A 13775-nucleotide genomic window follows, 5' to 3' on the forward strand; every position below is an offset into this window, starting at 1 on the left:
ACCCCTCCTCCGGCGATATAACAGAGGGGCTGATATCAAAAGCTAATTATGCCCGAATTTCTTTACAGATTAAATTTCATGTTATGATGCGAATAATTACGCTCATCTTATTGGCTGTAATACCTTCATTGATTGGGCAAAGCCAGAATAATCCTTCAGCACAGAAAAAAGATTATCAGGTAGCTGTTTATTATTTTCCTAATTATCACCCCGACAGTATTAATGCAAGATGGCATGGCAACGGCAGGACGGAGTGGGAGGTTGTAAAAGCCGCTAAACCAAGATTTCCGGGTCATCATCAACGGCAGCCGTTACTATCCCGGGATTTATAGATATTATTAAAAGTACGCCCTGGGAAACGATCAGGGCTACGCTGATCTTTGGATTGCTGTGGGGGATAGGGAGGCTTACGTACGGACTGGGTATAAGATACCTGGGTATGTCGTTGGGAAATTCAATAGTGTTGGGATTTTGTTCTGCCTTTGGAGCACTGGTGCCTGCCATTTACTATAACTTCTATCCTGCGGAAGGTAAATCTACTTTTGCCGAATTGCTTACAACGTCCTGGGGCAGAGTAATACTGGCCGGGATCGCGGTTTGCCTTCTTGCCATTTATGTATGTGGCCGCGCAGGAGTATTAAAGGAAAGAGAGCTTACCAAATTGCAACAGAGTGCGTCCGTTGCTGAATTTAATCTAACGAAGGGATTGATTGTAACGATCGTATCCGGTATCCTCAGCGCCTGTTTCAATTTCGGCATTGAAGCGGGGAAACCGATGACAGAGGTGGCGGTGGCCGCAGGTTGTAATCCCCTGTATCAAAACAATGTGATATATGTTATGCTGCTGTGGGGAGGACTTTTAGTTAACCTGATATGGTGCGTATTGTTAAATGTGCGCAATAAATCCTTTAAAGACTACACCAATGCCAAAACACCGCTGCTGAAAAATTACCTGTTCTCCGCATTGGCCGGCATCACCTGGTATTGCCAGTTCTTCTTTTACGGCATGGGAGAAAGTAAGCTCGGAAATGGTGCCAGCAGCTGGATTGTTCATATGGCATTTATTATCCTCATTGCAAACATGTGGGGGGTACTCATGAACGAATAGAAAGGCGTAGGCAAGAAGGCGAAGCTACATGTACAAGTTGGTATTCTGTTGATTATCGCCTCAGTTGTGTTGGTATGGCAACTCTTTGAAATAGTTAGCCGTCATTCGTATACAGGTGATCCCATCATAAATAAAACACCAGGCTGAATGCCCGGGTGACGGCTACAGGCAATCAAACCAATTTGTCCGGGCATCTTTTTCGGTTTGGTCAAAATTTGATTAAATTTGTTACTCAGATAGTATCATGTCCGGGTTAAATGAATTAAATGACAACCAACTTTATCAGCGTTTAGCTGATGATGATCAGCGCGCGTTCGAATTGCTTTATGAAAGATACTGGAAACAAATGGTGTATAAAGCATTTTGTAAACTAGATTCTTCTAAAGATGCTGAGGAACTCGTTCAGGACACCTTTATTGATATCTGGAAAAGCAGGAAGCGGATTGTGCTTAAACATAGTTTCCATACCTTTATTGCTGCTATTGTGAGATATAAGATCATTGCCAAAATAGCAGCCAGAAACAAGTCTCCTAGAGATTTCGTGGACATTTCCCAAATACAGGTTACCGAAGATAGCACTGAGCGGTTGTTATATCTACGTGACCTGAATGCTGAGATAGAATTGGCTGTAAAGGCATTGCCGGAGAAATGCCAGATGGTTTTTCGCATGAGCCGGGAAGAAGGGAAATCCGATAAACAGATAGCTGCCGAGCTTTATATTTCCCAGAAAACAGTGGAAGCGCACCTTCATAAGGCGCTTAAAATTTTACGGAGAGCTTTAGGAAAGCTCCATTTCCTACTACTTCTTGTTTACCTCATATGCATAATTAAAAAATAATTTTCGCCGGAGTAAGGGCAAACCCCAAATTTGATACACTATGTAAGAAAAGCATCGAATGGAGCGCCTTACAATTGAGCAGATAAATGAGCTTGCCGAAAAATGGTTGAACAAAACAATAACAGCTGAGGAAGAAGCACAACTGTATCAATGGTATGATACAGATGGCGAGCAACCATTAAGCTGGACTGGTGAAGACGAATCGGAAGAAATGCTCAGAAGCCGCTTATATAAAGCGATAAAAGAAAGAACAACACGCTCACGGACCTTAAGAATATGGGTCTCTTCTGCTGCGGCTGCCATCCTGGTTATGGCTATCTCCTCTATATATTTTTTGAACAATAGACAAGCTTCCACAACCGGACAGGCCAAATACGAAAAACGTCAAAGCACTGCCCCCACACTTACTTTATCTAATGGAAAAAGAATAATACTAAGCGATTCAGGCTCTGAAACTTTTACGGAGGCCTCGGGCATAACCATAACTAAATCATCTGGAGGCGGGCTGATATACCACATCTCCGAAACAAATGAACAGGCAGATAAGATAGGATATAATACCATCGAAACCCCCAAAGGTTGCCAGTATCAAATCGTATTGCCAGACCAAACCAAAGTCTGGTTAAATGCGTCATCGTCGCTAACCTATCCAATAAAATTTGAACGGGACAAAAGAGCAGTTAAACTTATTGGAGAAGGCTATTTTGAAGTTGCACACAATAAAAAGGCTCCATTCAAGGTAACATCATCTTCACATGTAGTGGAAGTATTGGGCACGCATTTTAATATAAACGCTTATGCTGATGAACCAAATGCCAAGGTTACTCTGCTTGAAGGCAGTGTACTTGTTGAAAACCACAATAAGTTAAAGCACTTCCTTTCACCGGGGCAGCAGGCTGTTATTACAGAGAAAAGCATGAATGTGAACAACGTGGATACTGAATTGGCAGTAGCATGGAAGGGTGGCAATTTCTTCTTTGATGACACGCCTATTTTTGAAATTATGAGACAGATTTCCAGGTGGTATAATGTAGAAGAAGTTGTGTACAAGGGCGATCTATCAGCCCTCAGGCTAGGAGGTTCCATATCCAGGACAAAAAGCCTGGAAGAGGTGCTTAAGTTGCTGGAAGTAACAGAGCTTGTGCACTTTACAATTAATGGAAAGAGGATTATCGTGACAAAATAAAAACCTTTACGGGAATGCAAATGAAAAATAGTTGGAGGGGGATCTCCCCGATCCAATGGGCTTCTTATGTCAATTGAACTAACATTTTATTCAACCAACCGGCAAGTGTGATTAAGACTTTATACTCAATCATCGCTTACCAAAAAAATCTAATCAAATGTATAAACTTTGCACTGGAATTGTGTATTGGGTAAATCGTAATGCCTTAACTTCTCAGCTAACCAAAAAAAGGATTATACGATTCAACCCCATATTCCTTACTTTATTTATCACTCTACTACAGGTTAGTTATGTGTCTACGGCACAAAATGTGTCATTATCCAAAAAGAATGCTACTCTTCAGGAAATTTTCAGGGAGATTAAAAAGCAAACGGGTTATGACTTCCTTTATAGCAATTTGGAATTGAGAAAAGCAACGCGCGTAAGTATAAATGCCAGGAATCAACCTGTTAGCAAGGTGCTGGAAGAATGTTTCAAAGGGCAGCCCTTTGCTTTCTCAATCAGTAATAAAAGCATCGTCATTGTTCCTGCAAAGCCTGTAGGTGCTGAAACGGTAGTAGTTAAATCAACGGTAGTGGTTAAATCATTAGATGTTAAAGGCCGGGTTCTGGACGAACGGGGACAGCCGCTTCAAGGTGCAGGCATTAAAGTGAAAAATAGTAACCAGGCTACCCTAACAAATTCCAGTGGTGAATTTATACTTTCAGGTGTTAACGAAAATTCCGTTCTGGTTATTTCTTATCTGGGTTACGTAACACGTGAAGTAACTGCCCTACCTGATTTAGGAAACATACAGCTCGAAATCAGCAATTCAGGTTTGAACGAAATCACAGTTATTGGATATGGCACTACAAGCAAACGCCTGAATACCGGATCGATCAATTCAGTGAGCGCAGAGGAAGTTGGAAAGCAACCTGTAAACAGTCCGCTATTGGCTTTGCAGGGAAATGTAGCAGGGATGTATGTTACCCAATCGAATGGTTTGCCAGGAGGAGCGGTCAATATCAGCATACGCGGGCAAAATTCAATTGGGGCAGGCAATAATCCATTGTATATAATTGACGGGGTTCCTTTTAATGCCCAGCCTATTGAGCAACAATCAGGAGGGAGCTATTCGCTTGGTGCCAATGGCAGTACCAGTCCTTTTTCCAGCATCAACCCGGCAGATATTGAAAAAATCAGCGTACTTAAAGATGCTGATGCGACCGCAATTTATGGATCAAGGGCTGCGAATGGCGTAGTACTGATAACAACCAAAAAAGGAAAGGCTGGAAAAACCAGCGTCATCTTAGATGTTTACACGGGCATTGGTCAACCCGCAAGTAAAATGAAAACGTTGAGTACGGAACAATACCTGAAGCTGCGGAGGGAGGCCTTTGCCAACGATAATGTGGTTCCCAATCAATCTAATGCTCCCGACCTGACGACCTGGGGTACACAAACCCGGGATTTCCAGAAGCTATTAATCGGGAATACAGCACACATTACTGAGGCTACAGCTTCGATATCGGGGGGGAGCAACCACACCACCTTTTTTGTCAGTGGAACCTACCGCAAAGAAGGCAGCGTATTCCCTGGGAACAAAGGCTACCAGCGTGGTTCCGCCTTACTCAATGCCAGCCATGCTTCGAGCAATAATAAATTTACAGCTTCAGCCTCTGTATCCCTTTCAAAAGACCTTAATACACTTGCACCGAGCGATATAACACCTTCTGCTCTGACTTTACCGCCGAATTACCCGCTTTATAATTCAGATGGCAGCTTATTTTGGGACAACAACTTTAGCAATCCAATTGCATCGGTTAGTAATCCTTATGAGACAAAAGCCAATAATATCCTAGCAAACATGGCTTTAGGCTATCAGTTGGCTTCCGGCTTATTGTTTAAAACCACATTTGGCTATAATAAATTGCAGAGTGATCAGCGCTTCGCTTACTTGCAAAGTAATTCAGGACCAAATAGTTTTGGTACTGTAGCGGTTCTGGCATCAAATTTCACAGAAGGGCTTATTGTGGAGCCTCAGCTGAATTATGAAAAAGGCTTTGGCAGAGGTAAGCTACAGGTACTGGTAGGTGGAACCTATCAGAAATCTATTTCCAAAACACCCTACTCTACGGGCCTGACAGGTTTTTCATCAGAGAAGCTGATCTATAATCTTGCCTCAGCCACTACCACTTATTGGCTGTCCAATTCGTCGTCAGAATACAGATATGCCTCTGTTTTCGGAAGGGTCAACTATCAGCTCGCCGAAAAATATATACTGAACATCAGTGGTCGCAGAGACGGTTCATCACGTTTTGGGCCAAATAACAAATTTGGAAACTTTGGCGCGGTTGGTGCGGCATGGATATTTTCCGAAGAAAACTTTGTAAAAGAATCAATGTCATGGATCAGTTTCGGGAAATTACGTGCCAGCTACGGTACAGTAGGAAATGACCAGATTGCTGACTACGGTTATTTGTCAACTTACAGGAACAACAATTATAAATATGGCGGTGCAGTAGCAATATCTCCGGCAAGGATTGCCAATCCTGACTACAGTTGGGAGAGTACCCGGAAAATAGAGATGGCAATAGAGTTGGGCTTTGCCAGGAACCGCGTTCTGTTTTCTGCTGCAGCCTTCAGAAACAGAACCAGCAATATGCTGGTGAATAACCCATTAAGCGTACAGACAGGGTTTTCTTCTTACCAGGCCAACCTTCCAGCCTTAGTGCAAAATACCGGTCTGGAATTCGAACTGAATTCCAGGAATATTGAAAAGAAAAATCTGAGCTGGAAAAGCACATTTAATCTGACTATACCACGCAATAAACTGATTAGTTTTCCAGGCATAGAAAATTCGACCTACGCAAACACCTATGTGGTTGGCCAGCCACTTAGTATTTTGAATTTGTATCGGGTTAAAGATATTGTTGATGGAATTGTTCAAATAGAAGATGTCAATGGTGATGGAGTGATCAGTAGCGGTATTGCAGCCAACGGCCTTGGTGACTATGTTAATGTTGGACAACTGGCTCCGAAAATGTACGGTGGTTTTACCAATAATTTCAGCTACAAAAACTGGCAACTGGATGTATTTTTACAGTTTACGGTACAAAAAGGCTACAGTAACCGATATGCATCCACGGATCCACCGGGCAGTTTCAGTAATCAGGATGCCGATATTCTGAATGTAGGCTTAAGGCCAACAGCTAGTTTTGGTACACCAGCTTATAATAGTTATCTCCTTTATACTTATTCCGACAGGGTTATCAGCAACGCTTCCTATATCCGTGTAAAGAATATTTCGTTGTCTTACCGTTTCCCGGCAAAATGGACCGGGCGTATGAATATCAACAATGTCAATTTATACCTGCGGGGCCAGAATCTATTCACTATTACCAGTTATCAGGGACTGGATCCGGAAACCCAGCAACCATATGGAATTGTGGTACCGCCGCTCAAAATGTTTACTGTAGGTATTCAGTGTTCACTTTAACTTGTAAAATCATGTTAGCTAAAATCATACTTGCGCATTTCAATAATAGGCAGAGATTTTTAATCTCTCCATTTTTTCTGCTGCCTTTACTGTTTTGGATGGCTGGCTGCAAAAAACTCATCGAAATCCCGGCCCCGGAAAACCAGCTTACCACACCAGAGGTATTTACAGATTCAGCTTCTGTAAATTCAGCGGTATCCGGCCTATACAGCTATATGTACAATTGGAGAAATGTAGAGGGCAGTCCCTATAAGAGTTTTATCACCACACTGTCTTCCCTTACAGCGGACGAAACTTATTATTTCAGCGGAAACCGGTATCCTCAGTTTGAGCAGAATGCCATTCCTGTAGCAGACACCAGGAATTTGCAACTATGGGCTGATTCGTATACGGCAATTTATATGGCCAATAATATATTGGAGAACATCAACATGCTCGACAAATCTTCTCAGGGTTACCGTAATCAAATTACAGGAGAGGCAAAGTTCATGCGGGCATTGTGCAACTTTTACCTGACCGATATGTTTGGCGACGTCCCCATTATTTTAACAACCGAGGTATCGAAGACGGCTCTATTGCCTAAATCCCCTCAGGCCAATGTTTATAACCAGATCGTTGCCGACCTGAAATCTGCCCAGGAACTGCTTTATGAAGATTATATAGGAACCGGAGCCAGGAGCCGCGTGAACAAATTTGCAGCCATCGCCCTGTTGTCGCGGGTATACCTATACATGAACAAATACCCTGAAGCTGAAGCTGCCGCAAGTCTCGTGATTGGTAAAAACGCGTTCTACAGACTGGAGACAATAGACAGGGTGTTTTTACGCAGCAGTTCAGAAGCAATATTTCAGTTCAATGCCGATCAGAACAATGCAACTTATGTGGCCCGCGATTTTTTGCCTGCAGCAGGAACTGGTATGCCTAATTTTGTAGTCAGGGACAATCTGCTCTCAGCTTTCGAACTAAATGACCTCAGAAAGTCTAACTGGATTGGCAAAGTTGCCTATGGAGGTAAGGATTATTACTATCCGAATAAATATAAACAGACCGGAGTTATTCCGCCTGCGGCCGCAAGCAAAGAGGACGATCTGGTCCTCAGATTAACCGAACAATACCTGATCCGTGCCGAGGCACGTGCACAGCAGGAAAATATCGTTGGAGCAAAAGAGGACCTGAACAAGATTAGGTTTCGTGCCAATCTTCCGGATGTTAATGCAGTCAGCAAAGCGCAAATGCTGGCCTATATTGCTCATGAACGCCAGGTGGAGTTGTTTTGTGAATGGGGGCATCGCTGGTTTGATCTAAAAAGAACAAATAAAGCAACAGAGGTCCTGGCACCACTTAAGCCAACCTGGAAGGCAACCGCAGTACTTTTCCCTGTTCCGCAACAAGCTATCAACAGCAATAAAAATTTAGTACAGAACCAAGGATACAATTAAATAAGAAAACGTGAAAAAAATCATCAATACACTATTACTGATTTTCACTTTAGCAGGTGTTTCAATTGGCCAAACGCAAAAAACCAATTATATCGTGAAAGGTCATATAAAGGGATTAAAAGATAGCTGGGTTTTTCAATTTGCGAAAGGTCGTGACTCAGTGTTCTCCAGGTCTGGTGAATTTACATTCAAAGGCCTGATCACTGAACCTACAGCCGCTTTTATTTATATACCAGCTGCCCATACCCATCTTGAATATTATTTAGATGAAAATGCAGTTGTAGAAATAAATTCGGATCTGGATAGTCTTGAAACCACCAGGATTAAAGGGGGAGTAACTCAAAACGAGTTTAATAAATATCGTGAATATCTGGGAAAACTCCCCATTTCCGACCGCGATGAACATCGCATAAATGCCATCGAAAAACAATTTATAAAAGACTACAATGGGAGTTTTGTCAGTCTAAACATGATCAACCAAATGTCTTATAATTCAGATTTGGAAATTTCAGATCCACAGCTGCTAAAAGACCTGTTTGATCAACTGACACCGAAGGTAAGAGCCTCTAAATCAGGTAAAAGAATCTTGAATAGTTTAGAGGTTGGAATTAGAACAAATATTGGCCAAATGGCACTGGATTTTTCGCAGCCAGATTCATTGGGTAAGCCAGTGAGCATGTCGTCATTCAGAGGAAAATATGTTTTCCTTGACTTCTGGGCTTCCTGGTGTGGTCCCTGCCGGGCGGAAAACCCCAACGTACTAAAGGCCTACGAAAAGTTCAAAGACAGAAATTTCACGGTGCTTAGTGTCTCTATTGATACCAACCGGGAAGCCTGGCTAAAGGCAGTTCAAGAGGATCATCTGCCCTGGGTACAGGTATGCGATTTAAAAGAAAGTAATGTAGCCTCAAAAATTTATGCAGTTACCGGTATACCTACAAATTTCCTGATTGACCCTCAGGGAAAAATCATAGGCAGGAGTCTAAGGGGCGAAGACCTTATTAAGAAGCTGGCAGAAGTTATACCTGAATAAGGTTCAGATTTGATCCGACAGAAAGATAAATTTTTGGGCAGCTGGAGGTGGATCATCCAGCTGCTTTTCTTTTGCCAGATGTAGCGTTTTTTCAAAAGTTTGTGCCGGTGTCCTGCCAAAGCAATAATCTATGGTACTTTCTGAATCATAGAAAAACATCTATTGGCACTGTACATCACTATTGGTAGGGAGGCTGTAAATATAATTGCATCTTAGTAAGTGATAGTTAACCTTAATAAGGTAGCAAAAAAAAAGGAGGAGAGGATTAACCGGTACCCGACTAAACACCCGACTTAAAATAGAAAACCCGCGACTAGCGCGGGTTTCTTCGAGATTTTGCGGGGTGCAGGGGACAATGTTCGAACAATTTGGCAGCTAGTTTATTTGAAATTCAAGTATTTATTAAACAAATCGCTTCTATTTTATAGATTGCTAATCAATTTTTTTTCTTAATTTAAGGATGTATAATAAAAAAGTATAGACTTGAATCAAGCCTTGTTATCTAGTATTCAGTTAGATAACTGTACAAATTTATTGTTCCAACGAGTCTTGAATTAATGAAATAAAATAGTAAAATGAGCATCGAATAGATAAAATACTACAAATGAAATTATGCTATATATGGATAGAAGATTACAAAGGATTTAAAAATCAAGGCTTTAATCTTGCTTCTGATTATATTTTCCAATATTCTGGTGGAGATGCGATAATTACAAGAACTATAAACGAGAAATACATTAAGGACTTTTTCGGAAAAGATATCTTGGATATTATGGGAATCATAGGAAGAAATGCTTCGGGTAAAACTAATATTTTGGAGCTCATTCAATATGTATCGGATGGAGCAAACACAATAATTAATAAACCCTTTTTTGTGGTTTGTAATGATGATGGAAATTATATTGTCTACACATACAAAGTTTCTGAAATTAAAAATGATTTTGGAGCAAAGATCAAAATTTATGATGGATTTTTACCACAAATTAGTTCCATCTTCTTTTCTAATGTTTTTGATGGTAGAAGGCACAATTTTAGTAAGAGCATAATCAATATTTCCACGAATGATTTATTGAATAGCCAGTTTGGGGAAAATATCAATAAGAATTATCAAAAAACAATTCAACAGCAGATTAAGTTTATCAAAAGCCAGCAGTTCAAATTACTTGAAGATTTAGAGAAGTCAGTAAATAGTAATGATAGCATCCAACTTAAACCTTCAAAGATAATTCTAACCTCACCAATTTGGTCGAACATTATAAGCCGAATAAAAACCTTCGATGAAAGGTATAATATGGAAACCGAACAAGAATTAAGTTTGAAGAGTTTCGTTCTTAGTTTCAGGAAGAAAATAACTGATAATAAGTCTATTAATTCAATAAAGTATTTCTCAGCATTTCTTGTTTTTATTGATTTTATCCTGAATCGAGATATCTTAAACCGGATCGATGGTAATGTAATCAAGGATAAGCATGATCTTCATAGAAAATTAAAATCTGTTTTGGATGTAACACAAAGTGATTTTAGAATTGACGATATTTATAAATACTTTACTGGAGAATTCGCTCGGGCAATTGACAATTTTTGGGGGCTTTTTGAAACTTATAAATTTCTTGTAGAATTGCCAGAACGAGATTTTGACAATCAAAGTAATCCTGATTTTAAGGAAGATATTGGAACATATGCGAATCGTAGAATTCAATTTACTCTAGACTATAACGAAAGAATAGGCTCTTTTTTAACTAGCTATTTAGATGCTACTACAAATCAAAGTTTATCTTATAGTGTTGAATGGGCCGGCATTAGTAGCGGACATAAAGCATATATAAATCTATTTGCAAATTTTTATTCAACAATTCAAAAAATAAAAGAGGATGATGTATTAATATGCATAGATGAAGGTGATTTATACTTCCATCCTAAATGGCAAACCGAGTTTTTATTTAAACTCATTAATATTCTTCCGAAACTTCTCAAAAAGAGGTGCCAGATTTTTCTTACAACTCATTCACCATTCCTAGTGTCGGATTTGCCTAAAAATAATTTACTCTTTGTTAATAAATCAAACGATGAAATACTTTCAGTTATCGATAACGAGCAAGTTGAAGGACAAACTTTTGGAGGAAATATTGGGGAATTGTATTTGGACGCTTTTTTTATGCAAGGGACTTTAGTCAGTCATTTTGCTGCTTCTAAGATCCAAGATATCGTAAATAAACTTAGAAGACCTCAAAGTGAAATCAGCTCTGTTGATAGAGTTTTGATTTCTGTAATCGGAGATGAATTAATCAGGTCTCAACTAAACAAACTATTGAATGATAAAGATTGATGATCATACAGATGTAGACCTAGACGTATTGGCACAGCAGCATTATACCAACTTAATTGGTCTGCCCCTGGCTGATGGAATAAATTATCATGCCACGCAATCACTTGTAGGAAGAATTAGAAAACAAAGGACAATAGATGCTGCACTACCTGATTTAATAAGGACCGACTTTTGGGATTATCTTCTTGCGAATAACTTTGCTAATTTAATTCGCTTAATCACTAGCCGTCCTGCGATTCTTAAAGATATAATTAATGAGGTCGATAATATGTGTGGTGCTGGTTTTTTTTCGAATGATATAGATTATGAAGAAGCTACATTAACTCCATTTGGAGAAATTGTAAAATCGGTTTTTAATTATAAGCTATACAGAACAAAGTCAGAATGTCGGGAAAATTGCGAGAAATTAAAATTATCATACTGTCCATATTGTAATGAGCAGGTAACCCAGGTTGTTACAGGCATAAATGGGTTAACTGGGTTGGCCGAAACTATGGCGCTGTTACAACTGGATCACTTTTACCCGCAATCAAGACATCCATATTTAAGTGTTTCATTCTTTAATTTGATTCCAGGTTGTTCTCCTTGCAATGCTCAACTAAAACAAGAAAAGAGATTCGATGTTACTTCACATTTCAATCCATTTGATAAACGACTAGATGATTATTTTCAATTCAATTTGGAAAGCGTATTTCTTTCCAAATTAACAGATGTTGAGATTTCTTATGCTAATAAATTGGCCTATTCGGATAGAGCTCTAGTGGATTTTAAAATTCTTAGTAGATACGCAAACATTGCTCATAAGCGTGTTATTTACAAGCTTTATCAAGCTTTAAAGAATTATAGTCCTAAGGTTAATAGGTCAATCAGTCAACAAATAATTGGATTATTTACAACAGAGTCTAAAAGGAGAATTTTACTTGATAACTATAACATCCCACTAGATAAGACTAAAATTAATGAAGTACAATTAGGTAAGCTAAAAAGAGATATAACGATTCAGTTAGGTGCATTGCAAGACGAGAGTATTACATAAAGTGTGTCAGTAAAAGTTTTTTAACTTTAAACTGATAAGACAATATGGAAAAGCAAAACTTTGATTTCGAAGCCTTCAAGAAGTAGGCGGCTAGCCGTTTGAAGAATGGAGATACGCTTTTAGGTAAGGATGGTGTGCTAACACCGTTACTAAAAGAGTTTCTTGAAGGAGCCCTGGATGGCGAGTTGGAAGCGCATATTGAAGATGAGGGAGATGCCAACCGAAAGAACGGCAAAGGGCGTAAACAGGTGAAGACGGCCATTGGATCGGTAGATATTCACCCACCGCGTGATCGTAATGGCACATTCGAGCCTGAGCTTGTTCCCAAGCGTCATAAGACCCTGGGAGTAGATCTGGATAGACAGATCATTTCTCTGTATGCCCGTGGCGCTAGTTATAGCGATATCCGGGATCACCTGATGGATATGTATGGATTGGAGGCTTCTACAGCCACAATAAGCCGCGTTACAGATAAAATCCTGCCTTTGATACAGGAGTGGCGCAGTCGCCCGCTGGAACGGGTTTACCCGTTTGTATGGCTGGATGCAATACACTACAAAGTTCGTCATGAGGGGCGGGTTGTCAGCCGGGCGGTTTACTGCATTATTGGCCTCAATCAGGAGGGCTATAAAGAATTGCTGGGTATGTATGTGGGAGAGAACGAAGGTGCTAAATTCTGGTTACAGGTGTTGACAGACTTACAAAATCGGGGTTTGGAGGACATTTTCATCGCTTGTATAGATAATCTTCAGGGCTTTGCCGATGCCATAGAAAGTGTCTTCCCCCAAACCGAAGTTCAGCTTTGCATTGTACATCAGATACGCAACTCCCAGAAGTACCTTTCCTACAAGGATGTTAAGCCATTTATGAAAGACCTCCAAAACGTCTACAAGGCGACCACCGCTGACCAGGCAGAACGCAGCCTGGATCAACTGGAATCTAACTGGGGGGGCCGATATCCCAAGGTAATCGAATCCTGGAGAAAGAACTGGCCAAGGCTCAGTAGCTACTTCCAATACAACAAAGACATCCGCCGAATAATGTATACCACAAATATTATTGAGGGCTTCCATAGGCAGCTTCGTGCCGTTACAAAATCAAAAGGCGCCTTCCAGTCGGAAGACGCCCTCATGAAACTCTTATTCCTTGTCCAGGAGAATATATGTGCCAAGTGGAACAAGCCAGTACACAACTGGAATCAGACTTTGGCGCAACTATCAATTATATTTAGTGAACGATTAAAACTTAATCTTTAATCACCGTGACACACTTTATGTAATACTACCTGCAAGACACTATCTCATAAACCGTGTAAATTCTGAAAATCTGGG

The 13775-nt window shown here is 40.3% G+C and carries 10 protein-coding genes; all 10 read left to right on the plus strand.

Annotated features, from left to right (window positions below; genetic code table 11):
• Window positions 1–83 precede the first annotated feature (83 nt).
• Window positions 84–332: a glycoside hydrolase family 99-like domain-containing protein gene (locus PV783_RS08290; RefSeq protein ID WP_420987677.1), complete on the plus strand. Its 249-nt coding sequence runs from the start codon at window positions 84–86 to the stop codon at window positions 330–332.
• A gap of 29 nt (window positions 333–361) precedes the next feature.
• Window positions 362–1108 (plus strand): L-rhamnose/proton symporter RhaT, encoded by a 747-nt coding sequence (locus PV783_RS08295; protein WP_420987813.1) that lies wholly within the window; start codon window positions 362–364, stop codon window positions 1106–1108.
• A gap of 244 nt (window positions 1109–1352) precedes the next feature.
• Complete coding sequence (locus PV783_RS08300; RefSeq protein WP_079469202.1) at window positions 1353–1946, plus strand: RNA polymerase sigma-70 factor; 594 nt, start codon at window positions 1353–1355, stop codon at window positions 1944–1946.
• A 58-nt stretch (window positions 1947–2004) separates the two neighbouring features.
• Window positions 2005–3132, plus strand: coding sequence for a FecR family protein (locus PV783_RS08305; RefSeq protein WP_420987678.1), 1128 nt, complete (start codon window positions 2005–2007; stop codon window positions 3130–3132).
• Between the two features lie 157 nt (window positions 3133–3289).
• The gene (locus PV783_RS08310) at window positions 3290–6610 is read left to right on the plus strand and encodes a SusC/RagA family TonB-linked outer membrane protein (protein ID WP_420987679.1); all 3321 of its coding nucleotides are present in this window, start codon (window positions 3290–3292) and stop codon (window positions 6608–6610) included.
• An 11-nt stretch (window positions 6611–6621) separates the two neighbouring features.
• Window positions 6622–8049, plus strand: coding sequence for a RagB/SusD family nutrient uptake outer membrane protein (locus tag PV783_RS08315; protein ID WP_420987680.1), 1428 nt, complete (start codon window positions 6622–6624; stop codon window positions 8047–8049).
• 10 nt (window positions 8050–8059) lie between these two features.
• Window positions 8060–9082, plus strand: a complete 1023-nt coding sequence (locus PV783_RS08320; protein ID WP_079469198.1) for a TlpA disulfide reductase family protein — start codon at window positions 8060–8062, stop codon at window positions 9080–9082.
• A gap of 604 nt (window positions 9083–9686) precedes the next feature.
• Complete coding sequence (locus PV783_RS08325) at window positions 9687–11408, plus strand: AAA family ATPase (RefSeq protein ID WP_420987681.1); 1722 nt, start codon at window positions 9687–9689, stop codon at window positions 11406–11408.
• The gene (locus PV783_RS08330) at window positions 11395–12444 is read left to right on the plus strand and encodes a hypothetical protein (protein ID WP_420987682.1); all 1050 of its coding nucleotides are present in this window, start codon (window positions 11395–11397) and stop codon (window positions 12442–12444) included. Before PV783_RS08325 ends, PV783_RS08330 begins: the two co-directional genes overlap by 14 nt.
• A gap of 98 nt (window positions 12445–12542) precedes the next feature.
• Window positions 12543–13700: an IS256 family transposase gene (locus PV783_RS08335; RefSeq protein WP_420987683.1), complete on the plus strand. Its 1158-nt coding sequence runs from the start codon at window positions 12543–12545 to the stop codon at window positions 13698–13700.
• Window positions 13701–13775 lie beyond the last annotated feature (75 nt).

The sequence above is a fragment of the Chitinophaga sp. CC14 genome, assembly GCF_048957795.1.
Lineage (GTDB): Bacteria > Bacteroidota > Bacteroidia > Chitinophagales > Chitinophagaceae > Chitinophaga > Chitinophaga ginsengisegetis.

Coding starts and splice junctions, on each gene's coding strand:
- PV783_RS08290 (WP_420987677.1), top strand. CDS start 84: ATGATGCGAATAATTACGCTCATCTTATTGGCTGTAATACCTTCATTG.
- PV783_RS08300 (WP_079469202.1), top strand. CDS start 1,353: ATGTCCGGGTTAAATGAATTAAATGACAACCAACTTTATCAGCGTTTA.
- PV783_RS08305 (WP_420987678.1), top strand. CDS start 2,005: ATGGAGCGCCTTACAATTGAGCAGATAAATGAGCTTGCCGAAAAATGG.
- PV783_RS08310 (WP_420987679.1), top strand. CDS start 3,290: ATGTATAAACTTTGCACTGGAATTGTGTATTGGGTAAATCGTAATGCC.
- PV783_RS08315 (WP_420987680.1), top strand. CDS start 6,622: ATGTTAGCTAAAATCATACTTGCGCATTTCAATAATAGGCAGAGATTT.
- PV783_RS08325 (WP_420987681.1), top strand. CDS start 9,687: ATGAAATTATGCTATATATGGATAGAAGATTACAAAGGATTTAAAAAT.
- PV783_RS08330 (WP_420987682.1), top strand. CDS start 11,395: ATGATAAAGATTGATGATCATACAGATGTAGACCTAGACGTATTGGCA.